The 23,559-nt window shown below is 39.8% G+C and carries 22 protein-coding genes and 1 pseudogene; 11 read left to right on the top strand and 12 right to left on the bottom strand.

Features of this window, described 5'->3' with window-relative positions; all coding sequences use genetic code 11:
* Window positions 1-611 precede the first annotated feature (611 nt).
* A complete protein-coding gene (locus AC5JMK_RS27605; protein ID WP_096677548.1) occupies window positions 612-1,619 on the top strand; it encodes a GGDEF domain-containing response regulator in 1,008 nt (335 codons plus the stop codon).
* A 7-nt stretch (window positions 1,620-1,626) separates the two neighbouring features.
* Here the strand turns inward: AC5JMK_RS27605 and AC5JMK_RS27600 are convergent, their stop codons facing one another.
* Complete coding sequence (locus tag AC5JMK_RS27600; protein WP_096677547.1) at window positions 1,627-2,304, bottom strand: ATP-dependent Zn protease; 678 nt, start codon at window positions 2,302-2,304, stop codon at window positions 1,627-1,629.
* 123 nt (window positions 2,305-2,427) lie between these two features.
* Here AC5JMK_RS27600 and AC5JMK_RS27595 point away from each other — a divergent pair, with 123 nt between their 5' ends.
* The 3 genes and pseudogenes from AC5JMK_RS27595 to AC5JMK_RS27585 all read left to right on the top strand — a co-directional run bounded on the left by AC5JMK_RS27595 (window position 2,428) and on the right by AC5JMK_RS27585 (window position 4,830).
* The gene (locus AC5JMK_RS27595) at window positions 2,428-2,850 is read left to right on the top strand and encodes a VOC family protein (protein ID WP_495911442.1); all 423 of its coding nucleotides are present in this window, start codon (window positions 2,428-2,430) and stop codon (window positions 2,848-2,850) included.
* 165 nt (window positions 2,851-3,015) lie between these two features.
* Window positions 3,016-3,897, top strand: coding sequence for a ribosome biogenesis GTPase YlqF (ylqF, locus tag AC5JMK_RS27590; protein ID WP_096677546.1), 882 nt, complete (start codon window positions 3,016-3,018; stop codon window positions 3,895-3,897).
* A 314-nt stretch (window positions 3,898-4,211) separates the two neighbouring features.
* Window positions 4,212-4,830, top strand: a pseudogene (locus tag AC5JMK_RS27585) (DUF3611 family protein).
* A 134-nt stretch (window positions 4,831-4,964) separates the two neighbouring features.
* Here AC5JMK_RS27585 and AC5JMK_RS27580 read toward each other — a convergent pair.
* The 3 genes from AC5JMK_RS27580 to upp all read right to left on the bottom strand — a co-directional run bounded on the left by AC5JMK_RS27580 (window position 4,965) and on the right by upp (window position 6,534).
* The gene (locus AC5JMK_RS27580; protein WP_096677545.1) at window positions 4,965-5,237 is read right to left on the bottom strand and encodes a YggT family protein; all 273 of its coding nucleotides are present in this window, start codon (window positions 5,235-5,237) and stop codon (window positions 4,965-4,967) included.
* A 218-nt stretch (window positions 5,238-5,455) separates the two neighbouring features.
* Complete coding sequence (locus tag AC5JMK_RS27575) at window positions 5,456-5,809, bottom strand: ssl2009 family thylakoid membrane protein (protein ID WP_096677544.1); 354 nt, start codon at window positions 5,807-5,809, stop codon at window positions 5,456-5,458.
* A 74-nt stretch (window positions 5,810-5,883) separates the two neighbouring features.
* The gene (gene upp / locus AC5JMK_RS27570) at window positions 5,884-6,534 is read right to left on the bottom strand and encodes a uracil phosphoribosyltransferase (protein WP_096677543.1); all 651 of its coding nucleotides are present in this window, start codon (window positions 6,532-6,534) and stop codon (window positions 5,884-5,886) included.
* 653 nt (window positions 6,535-7,187) lie between these two features.
* Between upp and crtH the strand changes: the two genes are divergently transcribed.
* The 4 genes from crtH (at window position 7,188) to AC5JMK_RS27550 (ending at window position 13,278) form a co-directional block, all read left to right on the top strand.
* Window positions 7,188-8,777 carry a carotenoid isomerase gene (gene crtH, locus AC5JMK_RS27565; RefSeq protein ID WP_495911441.1) on the top strand — a complete coding sequence of 530 codons (1,590 nt, stop codon included), beginning with the start codon at window positions 7,188-7,190 and terminating at the stop codon, window positions 8,775-8,777.
* Window positions 8,778-9,064: 287 nt separating this feature from the next.
* Window positions 9,065-9,502, top strand: a complete 438-nt coding sequence (locus AC5JMK_RS27560) for a Fur family transcriptional regulator (protein WP_096677542.1) — start codon at window positions 9,065-9,067, stop codon at window positions 9,500-9,502.
* Window positions 9,503-9,813: 311 nt separating this feature from the next.
* Window positions 9,814-11,319, top strand: a complete 1,506-nt coding sequence (locus AC5JMK_RS27555) for an FAD-dependent oxidoreductase (protein ID WP_096677541.1) — start codon at window positions 9,814-9,816, stop codon at window positions 11,317-11,319.
* A 195-nt stretch (window positions 11,320-11,514) separates the two neighbouring features.
* Complete coding sequence (locus AC5JMK_RS27550) at window positions 11,515-13,278, top strand: DUF3685 domain-containing protein (protein ID WP_495911440.1); 1,764 nt, start codon at window positions 11,515-11,517, stop codon at window positions 13,276-13,278.
* 225 nt (window positions 13,279-13,503) lie between these two features.
* On the opposite strand, the gene AC5JMK_RS27545 is transcribed toward AC5JMK_RS27550, so the two are convergent.
* From AC5JMK_RS27545 to AC5JMK_RS27530, 4 genes are all read right to left on the bottom strand, one after another.
* Complete coding sequence (locus AC5JMK_RS27545; RefSeq protein WP_495911439.1) at window positions 13,504-15,054, bottom strand: dihydrolipoyl dehydrogenase family protein; 1,551 nt, start codon at window positions 15,052-15,054, stop codon at window positions 13,504-13,506.
* A complete protein-coding gene (cobD, locus tag AC5JMK_RS27540; RefSeq protein ID WP_096677538.1) occupies window positions 15,051-16,145 on the bottom strand; it encodes a threonine-phosphate decarboxylase CobD in 1,095 nt (364 codons plus the stop codon). The genes AC5JMK_RS27545 and cobD overlap by 4 nt, the downstream gene beginning before the upstream one ends.
* Window positions 16,146-16,177: 32 nt before the next feature.
* Window positions 16,178-16,462, bottom strand: a complete 285-nt coding sequence (locus AC5JMK_RS27535; RefSeq protein WP_096677537.1) for an HU family DNA-binding protein — start codon at window positions 16,460-16,462, stop codon at window positions 16,178-16,180.
* A gap of 668 nt (window positions 16,463-17,130) precedes the next feature.
* Entirely contained in the window at window positions 17,131-17,358 is a 228-nt protein-coding gene (locus AC5JMK_RS27530) for a helix-turn-helix domain-containing protein (RefSeq protein WP_096677536.1), read from the bottom strand.
* A gap of 165 nt (window positions 17,359-17,523) precedes the next feature.
* Between AC5JMK_RS27530 and AC5JMK_RS27525 the strand changes: the two genes are divergently transcribed.
* Both AC5JMK_RS27525 and AC5JMK_RS27520 read left to right on the top strand, forming a co-directional pair.
* Complete coding sequence (locus AC5JMK_RS27525) at window positions 17,524-18,117, top strand: TetR/AcrR family transcriptional regulator (RefSeq protein ID WP_096677535.1); 594 nt, start codon at window positions 17,524-17,526, stop codon at window positions 18,115-18,117.
* A gap of 94 nt (window positions 18,118-18,211) precedes the next feature.
* Window positions 18,212-18,877 (top strand): glutathione S-transferase family protein, encoded by a 666-nt coding sequence (locus AC5JMK_RS27520; RefSeq protein WP_495911438.1) that lies wholly within the window; start codon window positions 18,212-18,214, stop codon window positions 18,875-18,877.
* Window positions 18,878-18,909: 32 nt separating this feature from the next.
* On the opposite strand, the gene AC5JMK_RS27515 is transcribed toward AC5JMK_RS27520, so the two are convergent.
* Complete coding sequence (locus tag AC5JMK_RS27515; RefSeq protein ID WP_096677533.1) at window positions 18,910-19,200, bottom strand: type II toxin-antitoxin system RelE/ParE family toxin; 291 nt, start codon at window positions 19,198-19,200, stop codon at window positions 18,910-18,912.
* Entirely contained in the window at window positions 19,197-19,547 is a 351-nt protein-coding gene (locus AC5JMK_RS27510) for a type II toxin-antitoxin system Phd/YefM family antitoxin (protein ID WP_096677532.1), read from the bottom strand. Before AC5JMK_RS27510 ends, AC5JMK_RS27515 begins: the two co-directional genes overlap by 4 nt.
* A 346-nt stretch (window positions 19,548-19,893) precedes the next feature.
* On the opposite strand from AC5JMK_RS27510, the gene trmFO reads away from it, so the two are divergent.
* Entirely contained in the window at window positions 19,894-21,216 is a 1,323-nt protein-coding gene (gene trmFO / locus AC5JMK_RS27505) for an FADH(2)-oxidizing methylenetetrahydrofolate--tRNA-(uracil(54)-C(5))-methyltransferase TrmFO (protein ID WP_495911437.1), read from the top strand.
* Between the two features lie 28 nt (window positions 21,217-21,244).
* On the opposite strand, the gene AC5JMK_RS27500 is transcribed toward trmFO, so the two are convergent.
* Together AC5JMK_RS27500 and thrS are read right to left on the bottom strand one after the other, a co-directional pair.
* Window positions 21,245-21,571, bottom strand: coding sequence for a hypothetical protein (locus AC5JMK_RS27500; RefSeq protein WP_096677530.1), 327 nt, complete (start codon window positions 21,569-21,571; stop codon window positions 21,245-21,247).
* Window positions 21,572-22,310: 739 nt separating this feature from the next.
* A complete protein-coding gene (gene thrS, locus AC5JMK_RS27495) occupies window positions 22,311-23,507 on the bottom strand; it encodes a threonine--tRNA ligase (protein WP_495911436.1) in 1,197 nt (398 codons plus the stop codon).
* Window positions 23,508-23,559: the final 52 nt, after the last annotated feature.

The raw sequence follows: 23,559 nt of genomic DNA, 5'->3' as shown, positions 1-23,559 counted from the left end.
AAGAGGTCTATTGTAATATTTGATTTTTTCCTCTGACTGAGCGTCGTGGGGTAATATTTTCAAATGCCCAATTTTAAATTCACAGTTTGAATGAATGCTTAAAAATTGCCTATAACACTGAGGTAATAGTTATACCGTTTTTTGGGGTATTTCAGTACGTAACGGTGATCACGGATATTTAAATCAAATTATTCATGAAGTTGATGCCAGTACGTAAATACCTGAAAGTTATACGGAGAAGTAAATTTAGTTTTTGCGGGAAATAATTAAGGCAATAGTTTTATCTTCTGAAAATTTTAAATAATTTAATCCTGGAAATTACAGTAATAGTTTTATACTTAAAAATATTATTCAGTATTTCTACTGTTTTAAATTAAGGTTATCTCGACAGAAATTAGGTAACAGAAATATTAACAGTAGACATTGTAATAAAGATTAGTATATTAAGGAGAAGAACATTGAAAATTACTTGTAGTTTACACAGATAAACAATAGAATTAGGGGTTATACTCCTAACTGGATATGTAGGTATATATAGTAGAAACACTAAACCTGAATAGGTTTGACTAGAGTTATTCCCTCAAAGTTGAAATGGGGCATAAAGCAGAACAATGAAGATATCTATTCTGATCTTTGGAAGTGATAATTTTATCGCCAGACTTCCAGATCAGATCTGTGATGCAAATTCTTTTAATTTAGAAGTAATCACCAATCTTAATCAGGCGATATCTTGCATTCAAACCACACCACCCGATATATTAATTCTCCAAGCGAGTTGTGACGGCTCTCTAGAACTCTGTCATTGGTTAAAAGAACAGACAAAATTATCTTGGATCTACTGTATTCTTTTGGAGGATCGCTCTCAATTACTTCTGGATAGAAGTAAGTATGGTAGGGACTGGGAATTAGAAATGACTTCCATCGCACTTCAAGAAGGGGCTGATGCTTATATATGGCAGTCTCCAACAGAATTAAGTAGTAGTCAAAACCTATTGCTAGCACAATTAACTGTTGCTTTGCGAAAAGCACAGAAATATCGTGATTTAATCCGCACAAATGATTTATTGTCGGCGATCGCTTTAGCTGATTCACTGACACAATTGAGTAATCGTCGGGCCTTAGAGTGGGATTTACCCCGACAAATCCAAAAAGCCCGTACTAACGGTACTCCTTTGAGTTTGATTATTTTAGATGTTGATTATTTTAAAAGAGTTAACGATACCTACGGACATTTAGTTGGCGATCGCCTATTGCAGTTATTGTCTAACCGACTGCGACAAAATCTCCGGTATCAAGATACTCCTTTTCGTTATGGTGGAGAAGAATTTGTGATCATTCTCAGCCACACAAGCTGTGATGAAGCAGTCGTAGTGGCGCGTCGTCTTAATCGCATAGTCAGCGAACAGCCATTCGCCATCAACAATCAACTTTCAATCAACCTCACCATTAGTTTGGGAGCAGCTTGTCTACGAATAGAAGATGATGTTAATGGAATCAGTCTGTTGAACCGTGCTGATCAATGTCTATTACAAGCAAAAGCGGCTGGACGTAACTGTGTAATGAACTGTGAGAATTACTTGTCTCACCATACCTCCCATCTGCGGGTAGCTTCTTCGTGAAAAAATTTCATAATTTCTCATCAATTATTTTTACGCATTCTGAGACTGTAGTCTTCTGTCGCATCGCATCTACCAAAGCTTGATAAGCTGACCAATTTTCTTGCAGCAAGGTTTTGGCTTGCAACACACAAAACCGTTGTTTTTGTTCGCAAGCAGACGCAGAAAAACCCAAACTCTTGAGAACTGCTGCTAGTTTGCTTTTATCATCAGCCCCACCTTCAGCATTTTCATACACCAAAGTTTCAGCAGTAATACCCGCCATCCATACGGTACAGTAGCGATCTACCATTTGGGCGCTCAGACTACCCCGTTCTAATTGAGAAGCCAACTCAGCATCATCAAAACTCACACCACCTTGTCCTGGTTGTTTTTGCTTCCAGGCTTCCCAAGCACTGAGGGTATAGCCAATAACCGGAATCCCTAAAAGATACGCAACCAAAAAGTGTCCAGCTTCATGATGAATAATGCGTTCTCTGTGTTCAGGAGAAAACCCCGCTACCCAATCTAAAAATATAGTTCCCCCTTTACCTTGCAAGCCGAAAGAATCGAAAGTAGCTATCCCCAAAATGGTGAAGGTAGCAAGTGCTGGTACAGTGGGCGATAAATTAAACATTGACCCCAGCAGAGTAGAGAGGGTCATAAGAAAGATAAAAATTGCGACTAAATTCAGGGCTGTTTTACTCATGCTTAATTACTATCTAGCTGCTTTATATTTCTTAATTTAATTATGAAGCGATCGCAGCAAGTGTGAATCAAAATTACCGGAGTACCCCCAGAGGTACTGTCAAACTCTAAAAACAATCTTACAATGCAACCAGTTCGTAGTTGGCGTTTTATGCTATTTCAATGTACTGACGCACTTGTGACTTTAGCATCTTTTGAGTTTGAAAGATTAGTTAGTTTTTATACTAAATTTTTTAATCAAAAACCAGAAGCTATGATTTTTAATGTCTATGCTGAGTTTCAATTGCCTAGTTTAAAACTAGGAATATTTAAACCAAAACAAAGTCATTATTTAGAATTTGAGCATTCTACTAAAAGCAAAATCAGTTTGTGTTTAGAGGTAAATAACTTAGAACATGCGATCGCTCACTTGAGTGTCTTAGGCTATCCCCCACCAGGAAAAATCATCACCGCATCCCACGGCAGAGAAATTTACGCCTATGATCCTGATGGCAACCGTTTGATTTTACATCAGTCCCCGATGAAAATGGATAAGGGTATGGGGTAGCCTGATAAATAAACTTTTCTTGGTGTCTTAGTGTCTTTGTGTTTCAAAAATTATTTTTTTCACCACAAAAACACTAAGAAGAAAATTTGCAATCATAACTGGCTGCTACCATATAGCAATCATCACAAAATCATTAATTACTAAATATCTAAAACTAATAAAAAAATGGGTATAACACAAAACTATAAATTAAATTTGATTCAGTGGTATCCCGGTCACATTGCCAAAGCTGAAAAGAACCTCAAAGAACAACTCAAGCTTGTAGATGTGGTACTAGAAGTACGAGATGCGCGCATTCCTCTAGCAACCTTCCATCCCCAGATACCACAATGGGTGGGAAGTAAAAAACGGCTGTTGGTGTTGAACCGCTTAGATATGATTCCTGACCAAGTGCGCCAGTTGTGGATGGATTGGCTTAAAGGTCAAGGGGAACAAGTTTTTTTTACCAACGCCCAACATGGTCAAGGAGTCACGGCGGTATCAAAAGCAGCACAAGCAGCTGGTGTGGAACTCAATCAAAGAAGACGCGATCGCGGTATGTTACCCCGATCAGTCCGAGCTGTGGTGATTGGTTTCCCAAATGTTGGCAAATCAGCTTTAATTAACCGTTTGGTAGGACGGCGAGTGGTGGAAAGTGCAGCCCGTCCTGGTGTCACTCGCCAATTGCGTTGGGTGCGAATTTCTCAAGATTTGGAATTACTTGATGCTCCTGGTGTAATTCCTGCTAAGTTAGAAGACCAAGAAGCGGGATTGAAATTGGCTGTTTGTGATGATATTGGGGAAGCAGCCTACGATAATCAATTAATAGCAGCAGCATTTATAGATTTAGTGAATGAGCTTTATGCGATCGCACCCGCTTTGTTACCAGAAAATCCCTTGCGATCGCGCTACGGTCTCGATCCGACATACTCCACGGGCGAATCATATTTGCACGAATTGGCAGAGTTGCGTCATACAGGTGATGTTGAACGAACAGCACGCAAAATTTTAACCGATTTTCGTAAGGGGTTGTTGGGTACAATTCCCTTGGAACTTCCACCAGATTGATGGGAAATTCGCTCACATTTTTATATTTTTTATAAAACAGAAAACAGTCCTCCGTTCCCTGTTAAGAGTTCCTTTCTTCGATATCCTGCAAACAGGTAAAACTTGGACTGATGTCATACTGAGCGAAACGTAGTGTAGCGAAGTATCTCGGAGATTCTTCACTTCGTTGAGAATGACAGTTTTAAGCCGTTTTTAGTATAAGTATGAATTTGACGACATTCTTACTTGAGAAGGTCGTTATTTTTTAAGAACATACCTATGGTTGAAATAGAAAAGACTTTTTCCTCTTCTACTCCCATCAAACAACCATGACTATGCAAACTCAATCGGAAGTACACACTCTTAATCCCAAAATGGAAAGAATTGCTAACATTTTACGCCTTGTTGGTTGGGTTAGCTTGTGGTTACAGCTTGGGTTGGGAGCAACTTCCGCACTAATTGTTGATATTTGCTATCTCTGGTCGTAGTTTCAGTCAAGCAGTAGCACCTGCTCCAGGAGTACCAGTTAGAACCTACACTCAAGCTACAACCCCTGGAATTGGTATCAGCATCTTTTGGGGAATTTGTGGGATCTTAGCTCTATTATTTACTCTTTACCTAGCTTTTCGCCTTACTCGTTTTGCCAAACGACTCTGCAATCCCAATCCCGCTTTGCATCCACCTAAAGCAGAGGTAATGAAAGTACTACGGATTGCTGTGATTGCAGGCTTTGTAGGAATGTTGTTAACAATTCTAGGAACAGGGTCAGGTTTGGGTGTTCTACTCTCAAAATCTATCGCCCAACCCCAAGGGGTAGCAATATATGACCCGAATCGTGTGATTCGCTCACTTGATATTTTTGTTGCTATGGCAAGTATGAGTGGTATTACTGCTCACTTTGTTGGAACCGTTGCTTCTTTAGGACTTTTTAATTGGCTACATCCTGAACTGTAATATCAAGTAAGCAAATCTTCCAATTTGGCAAAATTTATGGATGAGCAAAAATATTATGAATTGTAGAGACGATACATAATCAACGTCTCTACAAACAAAGTTATATATTTTTTGCTTTGCATTTACCCAAATGATTACATGTTTGCCAAAGAGTATCCACCCTGTACCAACAAAGAACTAACGATATTGAGTACTAGAAACGCCAATATTGGAGAAAAATCTATTCCGCCTAAAGGGGGAATAATATTACGGAAAATGTTCAAATAGGGATCAGTAATTTGGCTCAAAGCAGCAAATGGTTGGTTGTACCAGTTGATGTTGGGGAACCAAGTCAATAGAACCCTAATAATTAGGAGGGTACTATAAATCTGAATGAAAGTAGCCAATGTGGAAATCAGTAAGTACATGGATGGGTCAGTTTCCTTTCCTGCGTAAATGTCTATTTTGGTCTTATATTTTAGATTTTAAGGTAGCTCAGGTCATGGTGTGTGTTTTCACCAGAAGGGAGAAGTCAATTGGGCATTGGGCATAAAATATTAATTATTCTTTTTGTCCCCCTTGTCTTCCTTGTCTTCCTTGTCCCCCTTGTCTCCCTTGTCTTCCTTGTCTTCCTTGTGTGTCAACTTCAAGTATCTTTGGTGAGGGGTCTTTCATTAATCACCTGACCTGAATTGCTATTAACGCTGCCTAGCTGCTGCCGCACTTCATCTATTGTGGCATTTAACTGGGCTATTTTATCTTCTAGCGATCGCCGTGCTGTTTCCATCTCCATGCTGTCGGTTTCAGAGGCTTTCATATGACGCCGCCGCAGGGATAATTTTTTGGCTTCTGTTTGGTTTGGAGAAAGTTGCTCTTCTGATTCGGCTTCTAGTTCACTATCGTTCCTGGAAACAACAACTGCGCCTAGAATACCGCCAACTACACTACCAAAGATCGCGCCGAAGAAAAAACCACTTGCAAAACCATCACGCTGACTCATATTTATTACCGCCAATAATAAAAGCTGCACTTTTGGATTGTTTGGTTACTTTCCAGTTCTAGCTGCATACTAGCTTAAGTCCCAAAGGTGCGATCGCCTGCATCTCCTAAACCTGGAACAATAAATCCCCGGTCATTTAGTTGCTCATCTATGGTCGCAGTGTAAATTATTAAACCTGGATAAGCTGCACTTAATTTTTGTAAGGCTGGAGGAGCTGCAACTACACAAACGATTCTAGTCAAAGATGGGTCAACTCCCCGTTGTGTCAATTCTTCCATTGCCCTCATAATCGATCCACCTGTGGCTAACATCGGATCGGTAATTAGTACCCGTGTTTGAGGATGGAATTTTTCTGGAAGTTTGTTCAAGTAAGAAGATGGTTGTAGAGTGGTTTCGTCCCGCACTAAACCAAGATGATAAATTGATGCCAAGGGTAGTAGTGTTTGCGCTCCTTCTAGCAATCCTAACCCCGCTCGTAAAATTGGCACCACTGCCATTGGAACTTGTGGATTAATCAAGGTTGCGGGACAGGTAGCTAAAGGACTCTGTACTGTTGTATCTTGAGTTGGCAACCATTCTCGAGCGGCTTCATAAGTAAGCCAACGTCCCAATTCTGTCATTGCACTACGAAATAATACTGAAGGCGTGGCAGCATCACGAGCAACTGCTAACCAGTGCTTGATTAAGGGATGTGGTGGAACATAAACACGCAATTGTAGCGTCATAGCCGAAATTAGGCGTTCTGCATATTGTATAACAACTGAAACATCATAATCCTTTTTGATATCCGGCTATCAGCTAAAATCGAAACTCGTCAAAAACTATTGATAATATTTTTCATTAACCGTTGACAGTTATTCTCAATCAAAGTTATATTAACAGTCAGTGTTCTCCTCTCTTTAAGGATCGGCAGACGGGATTGGCCAGCAGTTGCAGGCTTGTCCCTCTTTTTTTGGGGATTGAGGATTAAGGATTGGGGAAGGTGAGACTCTGAAAGATTTGGGTTTTTAATAAAGAAATGAGTGATGACTGTAAAACTAATGGAATAATCATCCTTTCATAAACTCCTACGTCCTAACACCTTTACACTCATTTTCAATTCAACCTCTTACAGGAAAATCCAGAACTTGATTTACGAGTCCAAAACCTGATTTACGAGTCCAAAACCTGATTTACGAGTCCAAAACTTGATTTACGAGTCCAAAACTTGATTTACGAGTCCAAAACTTGATTTACGAGTTGAAAACTTGATTTATGAGTTGAAAACCTGATTTACGAGTTGAAAACTTGATTTACGAGTTGAAAACTTGATTTACGAGTCCAAAACTTGATTTACGAGTTGAAAACCTGATTTACGAGTTGAAAAAATTTCACCACCATGCATGAAAATCTCTTCACCGATCCCCATGACTCCTTATCCCCAGACGAGACCTCACCTTCCCCAATCCCCGATTCCCGATCCCTTACCCCTGATCCCTATTACGACGCAATCATTATTGGTTCTGGAATTGGTGGTCTGGTGACAGCAACTCAATTGGCTGTAAAAGGAGCTAAAGTACTTGTTTTAGAACGCTATCTTATTCCGGGTGGTAGTGCGGGGTATTTTGAACGCCAAGGTTATCGCTTCGATGTTGGCGCTTCCATGATTTTTGGGTTTGGACAACGTGGCACAACCAATTTACTCACCCGTGCTTTAGATGCCGTAAATGTCAGTTTAGAAGTAATTCCCGATTCTGTACAGATTCATTATCATCTACCCAATGGTCTTAATCTGAAAGTTGAGCGGACTTACGAAAATTTTTTACAAAACCTCATTGCTTATTTTCCCCACGAAGCAAAGGGTATTCATCAGTTTTATGACGAATGTTGGCAAGTATTTAATTGCTTAAATAGCATGGAGCTTTTATCTTTAGAAGAGCCACGCTATTTGATGCGGATGTTTTTTCAGCATCCTTGGGCTTGTTTAGGTTTGTTAAAGTATTTGCCACAAAATGTGGGGGATGTCGCGCGACGCCATATTAAAGATCCCCTATTGTTGAAATTTATCGATATGGAATGCTATTGCTGGTCGGTAGTACCAGCCGATATGACACCGATGATCAACGCGGGAATGGTGTTTTCCGACAGGCATTATGGTGGTGTAAATTATCCCAAGGGTGGTGTGGGTCAAATCGCTCAAAAGCTTGTAGAAGGACTGATTCAAACGGGCAGTAATATTAAATACCAAGCTAGAGTCACGCAAATACTCACAGAAAAGGGACGAGCCATAGGTGTAAAATTAGCTAATGGCCAAATCTACCGTGCCAAACGCATTGTTTCTAATGCTACGCGTTGGGATACTTTTGATAAATTAGTTCCGCAAGATAAAATTTTAGCTAATGAGAAAAAATGGCAGCAAAATTATGAGAAATCACCTAGTTTTTTGAGTTTGCATATCGGCATCAAGGCTTCTAGTTTACCTGCCAAGACAGAATGTCATCACATTTTCTTGGAAGACTGGGAGAAAATGGCAGATCCTGAAGGTACGATTTTTGTGTCAATTCCTACGTTGCTTGACCCAGATTTATCACCAGTTGGTCATCATATCATTCACGCTTTTACACCACATTGGATAGATGATTGGCAAGGTCTGTCTGTAAAGGATTATGAAGCAAAAAAAGCAAAGGCTGCTAGGCGAATTATTAAACGGTTAGAGAAAATTTTTCCAGATATAAATGCAGGGTTAGATTACCTGGAAGTGGGAACACCACGCACTCATCGTCGCTTTTTAGGTCGTGCGGATGGTACTTACGGGCCGATTCCCCGACGTAAATTGCGAGGGTTGCTAGCAATGCCGTTTAATAGAACTGCAATACCAGGGCTTTATTGTGTGGGAGATAGTACTTTTCCTGGACAGGGTTTGAATGCAGTAGCGTTTTCTGGTTTTGCTTGCGCCCATCGGATAGCAGTAGATTTGGGGATGAATTAGGAAGGTAAGGGTATTGGGTGCGATCGCTCTTGCTATCCTTAACACCATTAAACTAGACGTTTACAGCAATTTTAAGCTAAAGTTGTAATGAGTTTGTTTTAGGTTTAGGTGTGACTGCACAATTGTCAAGAAACATAAAAATTCCTCTCGCCGATCTGTGATTTCCGCAGCAATTACAAGTCACAACACAGTTTCAGGCTGACTAGGGAGGTCAATAAGCGTTAGATATATAAATAACAATAAACATTGAAAAGAAAAATTTAGTAGAACAATTAACAAGCATCAATATGCAAAAACCGACGATATCTACAAAACCCATTCGTTCTTTAGAAGATGCACTAGAGCAGTGTCAAGTACAGGGTATGCGTGTTAGTCGCCAACGTCGCTTTATTCTCGAGTTGCTTTGGCAAGCAAAAGAGCATCTTTCTGCGAGAGAAATTTACGATCGCCTCAATCATCAAGGTAAGGCGATCGGTCACACTTCTGTATATCAAAATTTAGAAGCCTTGTCTTCTGGTGGGATTATTGAATGTATTGAACGCTGTGACGGACGTCTGTATGGCAACATAAGTGATTCCCACAGCCATGTTAACTGTTTGGATACAAACCAAATTATGGACGTTCACATCACATTACCAGAAGACATTATTCGTTTGGTTGAAGAACAAACTGGAGTGAAAGTTACAGACTATAGTATTAACTTTTACGGCTACCGTAATTCGTGAAATGAGGGATTGGGGATTAGGGATTAGAAATTGGGAATTTGTGATGAGCATTGAAAACCCACACTGGCCTAACGGACAGTGTGGGTAATTTATTGTTGCTCTATACCTTAAGACCAATATACATATTCCTATTAGTGAATAAAGCTTATCCGTAAGATAGTTTTATTTACCATATCAAAACGTCTAACTTAAATATGATGATTATTTATGTAAATCGTATTTTGACAGACCATTAGCTGTTTAATTCCTGTTAAAAAAGAGCAAATCCATCATCAAATTGTTGCATCTTTTCAACCCTATCTCGAAAAAATATGTCTAATCTATCAGGAAAACACATATCTTACTGGATTGACTCGACACCTACAGCTAATTTTTCACCACTTAGCAATAATCTATCTGTAGATGTTGCAATTGTTGGCGCAGGTATTGCGGGAATCACTGCTGCAACATTACTGAAACGCGCAGGTAAAACTGTTGCGGTAATTGAATCGCAACAAATATCTACTGGTGTTAGTGGTCATACTACAGCCAAACTTACTTCGCTTCACCAATTGATTTATGCAGATTTGATTAAAAATCATGGTGAAGAAAAGGCACGAATATATGCACAGTCAAACCAAGCAGCACTAGAATTCGTTGCTAAAATGGTTAGCGAAGAACAAATTGACTGTGACTTTAGTCGCCAAAGTGCCTATACATTTGCAGAAACCAAAGATAATCTCAAGGACATTGAAAAAGAAGTAGAAGCAGCATTAAAATTAGGACTACCCGCAACATTTGTTCTGGAAACTTCCCTACCTTTTCCTATTGCTGGTGCTGTTAAGTTTGACAACCAAGCGCAATTTCACTCTCGCAAATACCTGTTACATCTGATCAAGCAGATTCCTGGTGATGGGAGTTATGTATTTGAAAATACAAGAGTACAGAAAGTAGAGGAAAATAATTTTTGCCAAGTTATTACCGATAAAGGAATTATTCAGGCACAGGATGTCATAGTTGCAACTAATATCCCTATTACCGATGAGGGATTATTTTTCGCGAAAACTTACCCCAAACGTTCTTACATTATTGGTGCGCGTATCGCGGAGCATAAAGCACCTCATGGAATATATATAGGAACCGGGGAAAAATACTACTCTATTCGTACCACTCCTGACAAGGATGGCTTATTGTTGCTTGTTGGTGGCGGCGGTCATAAAGTGGGAACAGTGAAAAATACCGAAGAAAAATATCTCGATTTAGAAAATTATGCCCGTTCTCGCTTTGATGTTGAATCAATTGATTATCGTTGGTCTACCCAGGATTTTGTATCTTTTGATAGAATACCTTACGTAGGAAAACTAACTCCTTTAAGCAAGCATACCTTTGTAGCAACTGGGTTTAGTCTGTGGGGTATGACTCAAGGAACTCTATCTGGAATGATACTTGCAGACAATATTTTAGGTATTAAAAATCCTGCGGCTGATTTGTACGATGCAACCCGCGCCACTCCTTTTGTCAGTCCCCAAGGTATAAAGCAAAACTTGGAAGTTGGTACTCATTGGGTAGGCGATCGCCTCAAGGGATTGAATAAATCTTTGGCAGATGTGGCGATTGGTGAAGGAGAATTAGTCACTGTCGATGGTGAGAAGGTAGCTGCTTATCGAGATGAAACAGGAAAAATACACGCTGTTTCTGCGGTGTGTCCTCACTTGGGTTGTGTTGTTGCTTGGAACAGCGCTGAGAAAAGTTGGGACTGTCCCTGTCACGGTTCACGTTTCAGTTGCAATGGGGAAGTCCTACACGGCCCAACGGTGAAAGATTTAAAGAAGTTCTAGAACGGTTTTACTCTCGTGTGAAAATTGACGTTGGTTAACTAACAATCCCACTCCTTCAAAGGGTGGGATTGTTAGCGTAGTTAACAATTCAAAGTTTTTGCTCTGAATTCACAAATGTTTGGGCGACAAAGGGGAAAATGATTTAAGTATCGAAGCTGTAATTTCAAAAAACAGCGTTACACTATATTTTGAATTATGAGCGATCGCCCTCTGAAATTATTGCTAGTTGACCAAGACCCCATCTTCCGGCTAGGGTTACGAGTTGCTCTAGAAGAATTTTCCAACTTACAAATAGTATCAGAGGCACAAACAAATACTGCTGTCTTGCAGATTCTCGCAGAGTTTGCCCAACAAGACCCGACAAGTATAAATTTAGTTGTCTTAGAACTAGGTAATAATCGCTCGATCAACAGTCAACAACTGGGTTTACAACTATGTCGGCAACTCAAAGCCCAGTATCCAAATTTACCTGTATTGTTATTGAGTTCCTTGCAAGACCAAGGGCTACTATTAGCAGCCAAGGCGATTGGTATAGACGGTTACTGTCCTAAAGGTACGCCTGTTACTGACCTAGTTGCCATTATGCAAACAGTTGCAAATGGTGATACTTATTGGTATGGGTTAAATGACACAACAGAAGAATCACCGCCATCTCCCAATCTCCCCACCTCCCCATCTCCCCACCGTTTTCTGACTCGGCTATTAGAAAACTGGCGTTTGTCAGGAAATGCTCAAATAAATGCTAACTTAGCGGCAATAACAACAAAATTGCTGGTTCCTGGACAGTCGATATTAGAAAGAGCAGTACTAGCTGGACAACAACGAGAGTTATTAGCTGCTCGTTGGTTGATTAATCATTTATTGACAACATCAACATCGCAGTCTGAGCAAATAAATGACCAAACTGAATCTCAAGGTGTTGAGCAATTACCACCACCAGTAGAAAATATTCCAAGCGATCGCACCATTATCCCATATACCCCCTCTCTACTTAGCCCCAGAGCATTACAAGCAACTTTATTTACATCTTGTATAAATAAACTGCAATTTCCTTTGCAAAATATTACAGATGAGTCTTTAGAAATAGATATATTACGCTCAGATAAAAAACGAGAATTACTGTATCTGATTTTGCAAAAAGTTGCTGATACTCTGGATGAATTACGTAGTTCCCAAATTGAAATTCATCAATTACCAGAAATAAAAAATGCAATTTTATATGAATTATGGAAGGAAGTTGTCACGGATTTTTTTGGTAAATTTTCTCGTGTCAAAGTTGGTAATAACCAAGTCGAAATTGTCAGTGTGATTTCCCAAACTTCGGGAGTAGTACAAACAGGAATTATGAATAAAATTCCCTTGTTGGTTGATTTATTTTCTTACTTACTATTTCAAACAGATTTAACCATTAATAATACTAATCTTTCTGCGGGAAGTTTTGAAGCTAATCAAAATGCAGAGATGTTATTAGAAAACTTGCTAATTCAAGTAGGAAATGCTGTCATCCAACCTCTACTGAATTATTTGGGAGATATAGAAGATATTAAACTGAATTTTTATGACCGTAAGTTTATTCCCACACGAGACATTGAACGCTTTAGAAATAGTTTATCTTGGAAATACCGCGTCAGAAACTTAGTTACCGAACCCAAAGCAATTTTTGAAAGTCGCTATGAACTATTTGTATTTGCTCCACGTGGTATCGCCAAAACATCTATTTACGCTCCTCGTCGCCAAGAGTTAGAAGAACTTTCGGGTATTCCTTTAGGAGTCACATTAGGACTAGAATTTAATGATGCGATCGCTCCGCCTTTAAAATCATTATTATCTTTCTTAGGAAGTGGAGTTGTGTTTTTACTCACAAAAATAGTCGGTCGAGGTTTGGGTTTAGTTGTTCGTGGTATTTTACAAGGTATTGGTAGTATTTCAATATCAGAAGGAAAGAATAAAAAAAATTAGTGGTTAGTTGTTAGTGAGTTATCAGTCTAGTGTTCACAAATTGGTGCTTTGATCAGAGTTACCGATGATTGTAAACTAGCTTTTGCAACTCGCAAACTAAACTTTTGCGACTCGTAAACTAGCTTTTGTGACTCGCAAAATAACCTAATTCAGGGATGATAAATCCTCAAAAATCTTTTTCGTCAATAGCTCTTAATTCCTGTATGAAATTGTTCTTAAGTGATCTCATATTTTCCAATCACGCCGAAAGTGGAAGAAACTTTCTAATAAATCTTGCAATTTTGTATTATTTTGTAATTTTTGCTGATGCCACTGTCTGGCGGTTTGTTCTAAAATTTCTGAAAAACTGGGAAATATGGGAGCTAAATTTGCTATCTGATTAATTTTAATTTTTTGAGTGATCGCTAAAGCAATAATATTAATTAATTCATTTGCTGTTACTCCCAATACCACAGCCCCTAAAATTTCTCCATGACGTCGAACAATTAATTTACAAATACCCGTGATTTCTTGCTGAATTTGAGCTGCTGTCACGGTTTTAAAATACTGTCGTAACACGATAATTTCGTTTTTACCATACTGGCGTTTTGCTTGTGTCTCTGTCCAACCAACTTGTGCCAGTCTTGGGTGAGAAAATACTCCCCAGGGAACGCAATAATAATTAACTTTAGACAAAGGTAAAAACAAAGCATTTTTTAAGGCAATTCTTGCTTCATAATTAGCAATGTGAGGAAATTCATAACCACCGATGACATCACCACAGGCATAAATTTGATGGTTAGTTGTTTGTAGTTTTTCATTTACTACCAAGTGCTGGTGACGCCATTTCACACCCACAGCTGCTAAGTTGAGGGATTCAATATTCGGTTGCTGTGCGATCGCCACTAAAATTTCATCGGTTTCAATGGCTTTGTTTCCTGCTTGTAGCCATTTTTTATCTTCTATCAACCGTACCTGAGTGACTGTTGTGTTTGTCAGGACATGCACACCTTCCGCTTCTAACTGTGCTTGGAGAATTTGAGCAACTTCAGGATCAGTATGACGAATGATCGAAGGATGATGAGTTACTAATGTGACACTGCAACCCAAGCGCACCAAAGTTTGTGCTACCTCAATGCTTTGGGGAATACCACCAATAATTGCCCAATTCTTAGGTGGTGTAGAACTCGCCAGAGATTGCCAAATTTCCGAGAGAGTAAGAAAACCAGTTTTTTGCAAACCTTCAATATCTGGAATTACAGGAACTGAACCACTAGCTAATAAATAGATACGTGCGCGTAGTGAACGATTATTAACAACAAATACTAAATCTGGTGAAGCTTGAAATTGCCCTTTGCCAATAATGACATCAACACCTTGAGCTGCCAATACAGCAGGTGAATTTTGTTCTTCTAAATTAGAACTAATACCACGAGCATAAAGTAATGCTTCTGACCACTCTACAGATGTTTGAGATTTTCCTAAAGATATATTCGTGAAAGGATCTTGCTGGGAAAATTCCTCTGTTTTTTCCGTTGAACTATTAATTGTGCCGTTGTAAACACCTGTAGGATAAAAAATATCTGGAGGCTTGGAAACACCAATTCCCAATTGAGCAGCATAACTTAAGCCTTGGGAAAGTCTGCCGACTTCGCTCAAAACCTGGTGATGAATAAATCCGTAATCTATTTTAGGTTCTACTAAAGCAACTTTAGCTTTAAGTTGGGTGGCCATTAAGGCAGCAGAACGCCCTGCAAAGCTACCACCAATAATTACGACATCGTAGTCAACAGTCACGTTGTTTGTCCTTTGACTAAAGCGATCGCGTCTAATAAACGCTGATTTTCTGAGGATAAGCGGACAGCAACCCGGAAATAGCGATCGCCAAGTTCAGGAAAACTCAAGCAGTCGCGAATAAAAATTCGATGATGCTTGAGTAGTTGTTGCTGCAATTCCAGACTAGAGTACTGTGATTTCACTAATAAAAAGTTAGCAGCACTGGGCAGGGGTTGCAAACCTGGAATTTGAGCTAAATCTTTAAACAGATGGTTTCGTGTTGGTTCTAGCCACGTCCAAGTTTGCTCCTGAAAGTCTCGATCACTAACTACAGCAACTGCTGCGGCTTGAGCAAGAATGTTGACAGGCCAGGGGTCGCGCCAAGACTGCCAACGTCGCAAACGATCAGGGTGAGCGATCGCATAACCTAACCTTAGTCCAGGGAGACTATAGAACTTAGTGAGCGATCGCAAAATGACTAAATTGGGGTATTTTTCTACTTCTCCAATTATGCTTTGTTGCTGATCTGGAGGTAGAAAATCCATAAATGCTTCATCCACCACGACTAAAGCAAATTTCTCTAGATAAGGCAGAATGGCTTGTTTTGCGAATAACTTTCCTGTTGGATTATGGGGGTTATTGAGAAGAAGTCCTTTGTCCTGTGTGATTTGCTCTGTGTCAAGAATAGATGACAAATCACTCACAAAAAATGACTCTTGATCAATGACTGAGGAAAGAGGAAATTCCAGCACTTTAGCGTTGTATGCCGCTAGCGATCGGTTGTAATCGCCAAAGGCTGGAGTCATAAAAGCTGTTGCGGCTAATTCTGCCAATTCCTTCCCCGCCAGAGTTAGTAATTCTGCCGAGCCGTTACCCGGCAGAATCCACTCTGGCGGCAGTTGATGAAACTCACTTAGAGCCAGCCTCAGTTCAAAATAATCTGGTTCTGGATAGTGCCGAAGATTGACCAGTTGAGACTCAATAGCAACTAATGCACTGCTTGGAGGTCCCAAAGGACTGATACTGGCAGAAAAATCAACAATAGCACTAGGGGAACAGCCAGCTATTGCTGCTGCCCAAGCTAAATTTCCCCCATGTGCCATTTGCCGCATCAAAAAAGATTTCCCTACAAAAACATCATTGACTAAGATTTTGGGGGTGCAACTTTCTCTCTAAACAGCTTACCTGCCGAGAAGGCAGGAACCTTTGTCGCAGGAATTTCCATCTTTTCGTTGGTTTTGGGGTTACGTCCTTCGCGGGCTTTGCGTTCCCGTGATTCAAAAGAACCAAATCCTACTAGGGTCACTTTATCGCCAGAGGAAACTGCTTCAATGATAGTTTCCAAAGCAGCAGTCAAGACAGCATCCGCTTGTTTTTTGGTCACGCTAGCCTTTTCAGATACTGCATCAACTAATTCACCTTTATTCATGTCAAACTCCTTGAGGTTTACTTGAGATTTCGTACAGATGCATTTGACGCATCTCTACCTAAATCCCTGTTTTGAGATTTACAAAAGCGACCTGTAAGAGTATTTTTGCTTAAAATTCCTGTAACTCTCATAGGCTCAACTTTTCAATGAATCATTCTAAAGTGTTCAAGCCAGAAGTGGATAGATGAAACCATTAATTTATATGGATTTCAGGATTTGTTCTGGGAAAAAAGCGTTTGTTTCACTAAAAACACTGCTAAAAGTAGGAAGAAATACTTAGCGAAAACCCCTGTTGTCAGGGAAACAGGGGGAGAAAACAATTAAAAATTAAAAATCAAAAATTAAAAATTAGAGATTGGGGATTGGAAATATAACTGTCCCTTATCTAATCTGTGTTTATCGTTTTGCATAATGGTCGATTTTTCATCCCTTCGTTTTGGGCGTGATTGCCTGTGGCGTTCTATTTTGATTTCATTACGTATTAACGAACATCAGCGATGAGATAAGCAATCAATTTATTGCTAAGTGGGATAATACCGCAAAAATTGAGGGTTTTATGCTGATTTTATGTCGAGAGGTAAAACCCTCCATATATTTTAATATGTCTAATATCTTCATTATTCACGTATAACGATTAATGAAATGTCAGAAAAGTATGACATAAAGCTTTAATGCTCGTCTTGGCTAAGTGGTGATTTAACAATTACTAATAAATCACCTATTTCACAATCGAGCGCCAGGCAAATTTTCTCTAAGGTATCAAGCGGAATAGATTTTGCTTTGCCGTATTCGATTTTTTGAATATTCGCAAGTGACATCTCTAGCTGTCGTGCTAACGCATTCTGAGACAAGCCTTTGTCTTCTCTTAGCTGTTTGAGTTTGATCTTTACAGGCATATAGTCAGTTTACCAACTAATAGTATAACTTACTTATAGTAGTCTAAGTAAGTCGGTACAAATAAATTAGAGGCGTATATCTTTAACGCCTCTATGAAACAATGCTTGACCGAAAATCATTTATCATGCTATTTTTAATCAGACTAATGGGTCTGAAAATATTTAATGTCTAAAGGCGAAGAAACAAAAGCAAAAATTCTCCAACAAGCAGCCGAACTGTTTAATCAACAGGGGTATGCTGGTTCGTCTATATCAGACATAATGCGGGTAACAGGTTTGCAAAAAGGAGGTATATATAATCATTTCAGCAGCAAAGATGAATTAGCGCTACAGGCTTTTGATTATGCGATCGCTCAAATTAAAAAGCTTTACAGAGATGCTTGGCGAAGTAAGCATCATGCGATCGAGCGTTTGCAAGCAATCATGGGTGTATTTCACAGATACATAAACCATTCACCCATCAAGGGAGGATGTCCATTGTTGAACACTGCGATTGAAAGTGATGATACACATCCAGCGTTACGGAAACGCGCTCAACAAGCAATGGATTCTTGGCGCGAACTGATTTGTTTAATTATTGAAAAGGGAATTGAAAGAGGAGAGGTGCGTCCCACGGTTAACGCTGATGAATTTGCAACTATTATGATTGCCATGCTCGAAGGAGCCGTAATGATGAGTAAATTATACGGAGATGAGATTCATTTAGATAGAGCAATCAAACATTTAAATGATTATATGAACGACAATTTACAAACTTAAGTTGTTTTGAATTTATCAAATATATTTTTTTGTATTTTTGCAGACCGGACGGTCTTAAGCTATATTGCTATATCTTTTATAGGAGGAAATGAACATGCTCAAATTTTACTATAATCCGCGATCGCCAATGGCTCGTCGTGTATGGCGAACTCTGCTAGAAAAAGAAATCGCTTTTGAGCCAATTTTAATGAAATTAGATGGTGATCAATTACAACCAGATTATTTAGAACTAAATCCATTTCATCACATTCCTGTTATCGTTGATGATAATTTTCGGATGTTAGAATCACTGGCTATTTTAGATTATTTAGAAACAAAATATCCTCAACCGAGATTATTACCAAAAAATGCTGAAGCAGTAGCAACTGTCAGAATGGTGCAAATGGTATCTACAAATGAACTATTGCCAAAAATGGTTGCTTTAATTTTTGAAACAGAAGATTCACCAAAATTTATCCAAGCAAAGCAGCATCTAGATACTGTATTCAAATTTTTGATGACAACTCTAGGTAATAACTCTTTTTTTGGTGGTGAGCAGTTAAGCTTGGCAGATATTGTTCTCGGTACAGATATATCTTTATTTCCTAAATTAGGAATGAATTTTAGTAATTATCCTAATTTAAATGATTGGTTTGAACGCTTAATGCAACGTCCAGCATGGCAAAAAACAGAATTGAGCCAAGAAGATTTTGAACAATTTAAGCGGGTTCTGATGAAGTTAAGACAACGTGAAATTGCTCGTGCCAATCATGCACAATAGAGAATAAATATGTCAAGAATAAATACTAAAGACTAGGAAAACTGACTTTCAATATTTCTTGATTTATGCAATATTCTCACAATTTCTATGCTGTCAGAAATTTTTGTATAAAACACAATGTAGGGTTTGACAGGAAAGTTTCTGAGTCCCTCTAGCAAATCATCTCGCTTTATACCCATATCAGGGAATTGGGCCAGCATGGGAAAGCGGTCAAGAATTTGAGCAATCTGTTTATCGGCTGCAAGTTGATTTTGTTGAGCGAGGTAAATCCAAATATCTTCCAAGTCTTGTTCGGCTTGTTGAGAAAGTCTGTAGCGATTCATTCTGATTGTTCCTGAAGCAGCTGGCGCTGTCCTCGTGCTTTGATGGTTTCCAGCAAACTAGGTAACGACTCATCATCATATTCGGTGTACTGACCATTCTTCAGTTGCTCGGCTCCAATCGCAATATCACGCTGCAACGCTTCTAGCTTTAGCTTTCGTAGTTCTTCTTCTACATGTTGAAGCCTATCTGTCATTTCTTGAAATGCACTAGCATCCTGGACAACAATTTCTGCTTTACCATTAACAGTCAGAATGAGGGGAGATTTCGTTGCTTTGATACGTTCTAGAAACTGTTTGACATTGCGCTTGAAATCTGTGAGCGAGTGAATATTCTCTAGGTTGATCATAGGAGCTTCAGCACCAAATTAAATACTAAATTCAATCCTAATTATATTTTAGATGAATACTTCCTCAGTGCGATCGCACTGATCCAACTATGAATCACACTCGTATCAACTGTATTTGCTAGTTTACACAAATATTTGATAGACATACACTGACACGGTATGTTTAGTTGTAAATTATACAAATATTAAAAAGTTTTCAAGGTGACGCACTAAATTTTATCAATGTTAATTAAATAGACAAGATAGCCATCACGCCTACCTGATGACAGCGAATCATCTATGATTGTTGATATACAAAATTCCCAGTAAATTATCTTTAACGAAACTAGAATTCAAAAATTTAACTATGGAAAAGCAACCGATCACAGTCATAGGAGGTGGACTCGCTGGAACGGAAGCAGCTTGGCAAATCGCCCAAGCGGGAATACCAGTAATTTTGTATGAAATGCGTCCGCAACGCTTTAGTCCTGCTCACCACACGGAACACTTAGCGGAATTAGTTTGTAGCAATTCTTTTGGCGCAATGGCAAGCGATCGCGCGACTGGTTTATTACATGAAGAACTACGACAATTAAAATCGATTGTAATTAGCAAAGCTGATGAACACCAAGTTCCTGCTGGAGGGGCGCTAGCAGTTGATCGGGGACAATTTAGCCAAGATTTGACACAAACTCTTGCTCAACATCCTTTAATTGAGTTGCGTCGGGAAGAACTACGTGCTATCCCGGAAGGAATTGTTGTTTTAGCAACAGGCCCTTTAACCAGTCCCGACTTAGCCGAAGACTTGCGCCGCTTCACGGGGATGGAATATCTCAGCTTTTTTGATGCTGCGAGTCCGATTGTTGTGGGTGAAACCATCAACCATGACATCGCTTTTCTCGCCTCTCGCTACGACAAAGGCGAAGCAGCTTATCTCAACTGTCCGATGAACAAAGAGCAATATCTCCAGTTTTGGCAAGAACTGCGTAACGCCGAACAAACAGAATTAAAGGACTTTGAGCGAGAAACAGCGAAATTTTTTGAAGCTTGTCTGCCCATTGAAGAACAGGCACACCGAGGAGAAGATACAATGCGCTACGGGCCTTTAAAGCCAGTAGGATTGTCAGATACTCGCACAGGTGAACGATCCTATGCTGTAGTGCAACTACGACAAGAAGACAAAGCCGGACAACTTTGGAATATGGTTGGATTCCAAACTAACCTGCGCTGGGGTGAACAAAAACGTGTCTTTCGCATGATTCCCGGCTTAGAAAATGCCGAATTTGTACGGTTGGGGGTCATGCACCGTAACACCTTTATTAATGCTCCCCAGCTGATGCTATCTAGCTTACAATTCAAAAATCGTCCAACTTTATTGGGTGCTGGACAGTTAATTGGTACTGAAGGCTACACTGCTGCTGCTGCTGATGGATGGTTAGCTGGTACAAACGCCGCACGTATCGCGTTAGGAAAAGAAGCCTTAACCCTACCACCAACAACAATGATGGGGGCGCTGTTTGAGTTTATCAGTTCAGCTTCACCTAAACATTTTCAACCCATGCCACCCAACTTTGGTATTTTGCCCGAATTAGGAGAAAAAATCAAAAATAAACAAGAGCGATACGGACGTTATCGCGATCGCGCCTTGTCTGACCTCAAAAGTTTTATAAAGTTAATGGTTAGTGGTTAGTGCAACTACCAACCACCAACTACAAATACTAATTACCTGATCTTTTTTGGTCTTGAATAGATTCCTCTTTGGTAATTGCTAATCCATGTATACCAATGGCTGCGATCGTCGCGCCGATAAAACCCCAAGTACCATTGGTAAAAGCGTTCATGCGATGAACCATACTCCGATGATAGGCTAATTCTAATTGTCTATCATTTGCATTTCCCCTTCTTTGCCTTGCTAATTGTTCGACATACCTTTCGGTTCTTTCCATCGTTGCATAATCAGTATTGTACGCGTAGATCGATGTTGCTACTACCATTAAGCCTGGAAAAACCAGAGCAATTAAAAGAATGGCTCTGCCTATACTCATAGAAACCTCGTATTAACTTGAGAAATCCTCTATAGACCTCTTGCAAAAGTCGAATGAACCCCCCTCAATCCCCCCGTTCACGGGGGGAAGATTTAGTTCCCTCCCCGTAAACCTGCGGTGTACACATAAATCCTCTGATCCCCCTAAATCCCCGCGCTGGCGCGCCGCTACGCTAGAAAAAAGGGGGACTTTGATTCTAGTTCCCCCTTTTTTAAGGGGGGTTAGGGGGGATCAAAACGCTACTAGGCAACTTTATAAGACTTCTGTGTACACCGCAGCCCCGTAAACGGGGAGGGTTAGGGTGGGGTAAAAATATTTTTGCAAGAGGTCTTATCTTGTAAGTAGGGTTAGGGATCAAGGATCAGGGATTGGGGATTGGGGAATAGATTTTCATCCCGGTGTGATTTTTCCTTGAGGGGATAGCTTGAAAATAGGGTGTAGAGGTGTAGGAAAAGTCATATTTATCATGCACAGGTTATGGGATTTTCCCGTGATTGACTATCTTGAAGACAAGGAAGAGATAACGATATGAGAACTAGAGCTTCTAATAAAGCTGACTGAAGAAGGCTGGGTGTGAGGTACAGAGGCAGATTTAATCGCTTACCCCCATCCTGATACACCCAGTCAAAGTAGTTGTGTTTATTTGCGTCTAGTTACTCATCTTTAAATTAATGCTGACATAGCTGGAATTTTGCTTCAGTGTGTAGCGAACAAATTTTGGTCATTCCTAAAGTACCGCTTATCCGAACAGTATTGGGATCAATTCTGCTTCTAACTTAGCAAGCTGAATTTCCTGCTGTCCAGAAATTCCCAAACGACGCAAGTTGAGAGATTGATTCATTGCTTCTTTTTCGCCAACCACAGCAATCAGTGGAATTTTACGTGCAGATAGTTCTCGAATCTTTTTGGCAATCGTGCGATCGCTCACATGCAATTCTACTCTCACCCCGATCTGTTTTAGCCTTTTGAAAATCACTTCTGCCCAATCCGCAGATTTTTCAGAAACTGAAGCCACGGCAATTTGCACAGGAGCAACCCACAGTGGTAAAACTCCATTATGGTTTTCCAACAAGATCCCAATCCAGCGTTCCAAAGAACCCAGAATTGCTTGATGCAAGATCACTACTTGCTCTAAATCTCCTTTTTGATTGACAAAGGACAAATCAAAAGGTTGAGGAAAGTTAAAATCGACTTGAATCGTACCACATTGCCACAATCTTCCCAGATGATCTTGCATACTGATTTCAATTTTGGGACTGTAGAAAGATCCTTCACCAGGCGCGAGTTCATAGGCGTAACCCAGTGCTTGGACTGCTTCAATCAATGCAGACTCAGCCCGATCCCATTGTTCATCTGAGCCAAGACGTTGTTCTGGTCGCAGAGCAATCCGAATTGAAAAGTGATTATATCCAAAGGCTGCATAAACCTGTTTGACCATGCTCAGAAAATTGCCAATCTCATTTCTAATATCGCCTTCCCGACAAAAGATATGAGCATCATCCTGGACAAACTGGCGCAGACGCATACAACCAGATAGCGTCCCGGAAGGTTCGTTGCGATGAGCCATACCAAATTCCATAAATCGCATTGGTATTTCTCGATAACTGCGTTTGTGGGATTTGTAAATCGCGATGTGTGCTGGACAGGACATGGGTTTCAATGCATAATCTGGTTCTTCTTCTGCATCCGAACTACCTACAATAAACATGTTTTTACGGAACTTTTGCCAGTGTCCGGAAAGTTCCCAAAGTGACCGATTCAATGCTACTGGCGATCGCACTTCTGCAAAATTATGGTCTTGGTAAACCTTTCGCATAAAGTCTTCAATCAGCCGCAACAACTTTAACCCAATGGGATGCCAAAAAATCATCCCCGGACTATGTTCTTCAAAGTGAAATAGATCCATTACTCTTGCTAGTTCTCGATGATCAGACATGGTTGTATCTCCTGTAAATCAATGTTTTTTACTAATAAAAAACCCCTCTAGA

Source organism: Pelatocladus sp., from assembly GCF_059505505.1.
This window is presented reverse-complemented; position numbering and strand designations above follow the sequence as displayed.

Coding starts and splice junctions, on each gene's coding strand:
- AC5JMK_RS27605 (WP_096677548.1), top strand. CDS start 612: ATGAAGATATCTATTCTGATCTTTGGAAGTGATAATTTTATCGCCAGA.
- AC5JMK_RS27600 (WP_096677547.1), bottom strand. CDS start 2,304: ATGAGTAAAACAGCCCTGAATTTAGTCGCAATTTTTATCTTTCTTATG.
- AC5JMK_RS27595 (WP_495911442.1), top strand. CDS start 2,428: ATGCAACCAGTTCGTAGTTGGCGTTTTATGCTATTTCAATGTACTGAC.
- ylqF (WP_096677546.1), top strand. CDS start 3,016: ATGGGTATAACACAAAACTATAAATTAAATTTGATTCAGTGGTATCCC.
- AC5JMK_RS27580 (WP_096677545.1), bottom strand. CDS start 5,237: ATGTACTTACTGATTTCCACATTGGCTACTTTCATTCAGATTTATAGT.
- AC5JMK_RS27575 (WP_096677544.1), bottom strand. CDS start 5,809: ATGAGTCAGCGTGATGGTTTTGCAAGTGGTTTTTTCTTCGGCGCGATC.
- upp (WP_096677543.1), bottom strand. CDS start 6,534: ATGACGCTACAATTGCGTGTTTATGTTCCACCACATCCCTTAATCAAG.
- crtH (WP_495911441.1), top strand. CDS start 7,188: ATGCATGAAAATCTCTTCACCGATCCCCATGACTCCTTATCCCCAGAC.
- AC5JMK_RS27560 (WP_096677542.1), top strand. CDS start 9,065: ATGCAAAAACCGACGATATCTACAAAACCCATTCGTTCTTTAGAAGAT.
- AC5JMK_RS27555 (WP_096677541.1), top strand. CDS start 9,814: ATGTCTAATCTATCAGGAAAACACATATCTTACTGGATTGACTCGACA.
- AC5JMK_RS27550 (WP_495911440.1), top strand. CDS start 11,515: ATGAGCGATCGCCCTCTGAAATTATTGCTAGTTGACCAAGACCCCATC.
- cobD (WP_096677538.1), bottom strand. CDS start 16,145: ATGCGGCAAATGGCACATGGGGGAAATTTAGCTTGGGCAGCAGCAATA.
- AC5JMK_RS27535 (WP_096677537.1), bottom strand. CDS start 16,462: ATGAATAAAGGTGAATTAGTTGATGCAGTATCTGAAAAGGCTAGCGTG.
- AC5JMK_RS27530 (WP_096677536.1), bottom strand. CDS start 17,358: ATGCCTGTAAAGATCAAACTCAAACAGCTAAGAGAAGACAAAGGCTTG.
- AC5JMK_RS27525 (WP_096677535.1), top strand. CDS start 17,524: ATGTCTAAAGGCGAAGAAACAAAAGCAAAAATTCTCCAACAAGCAGCC.
- AC5JMK_RS27520 (WP_495911438.1), top strand. CDS start 18,212: ATGCTCAAATTTTACTATAATCCGCGATCGCCAATGGCTCGTCGTGTA.
- AC5JMK_RS27515 (WP_096677533.1), bottom strand. CDS start 19,200: ATGAATCGCTACAGACTTTCTCAACAAGCCGAACAAGACTTGGAAGAT.
- AC5JMK_RS27510 (WP_096677532.1), bottom strand. CDS start 19,547: ATGATCAACCTAGAGAATATTCACTCGCTCACAGATTTCAAGCGCAAT.
- trmFO (WP_495911437.1), top strand. CDS start 19,894: ATGGAAAAGCAACCGATCACAGTCATAGGAGGTGGACTCGCTGGAACG.
- AC5JMK_RS27500 (WP_096677530.1), bottom strand. CDS start 21,571: ATGAGTATAGGCAGAGCCATTCTTTTAATTGCTCTGGTTTTTCCAGGC.
- thrS (WP_495911436.1), bottom strand. CDS start 23,507: ATGTCTGATCATCGAGAACTAGCAAGAGTAATGGATCTATTTCACTTT.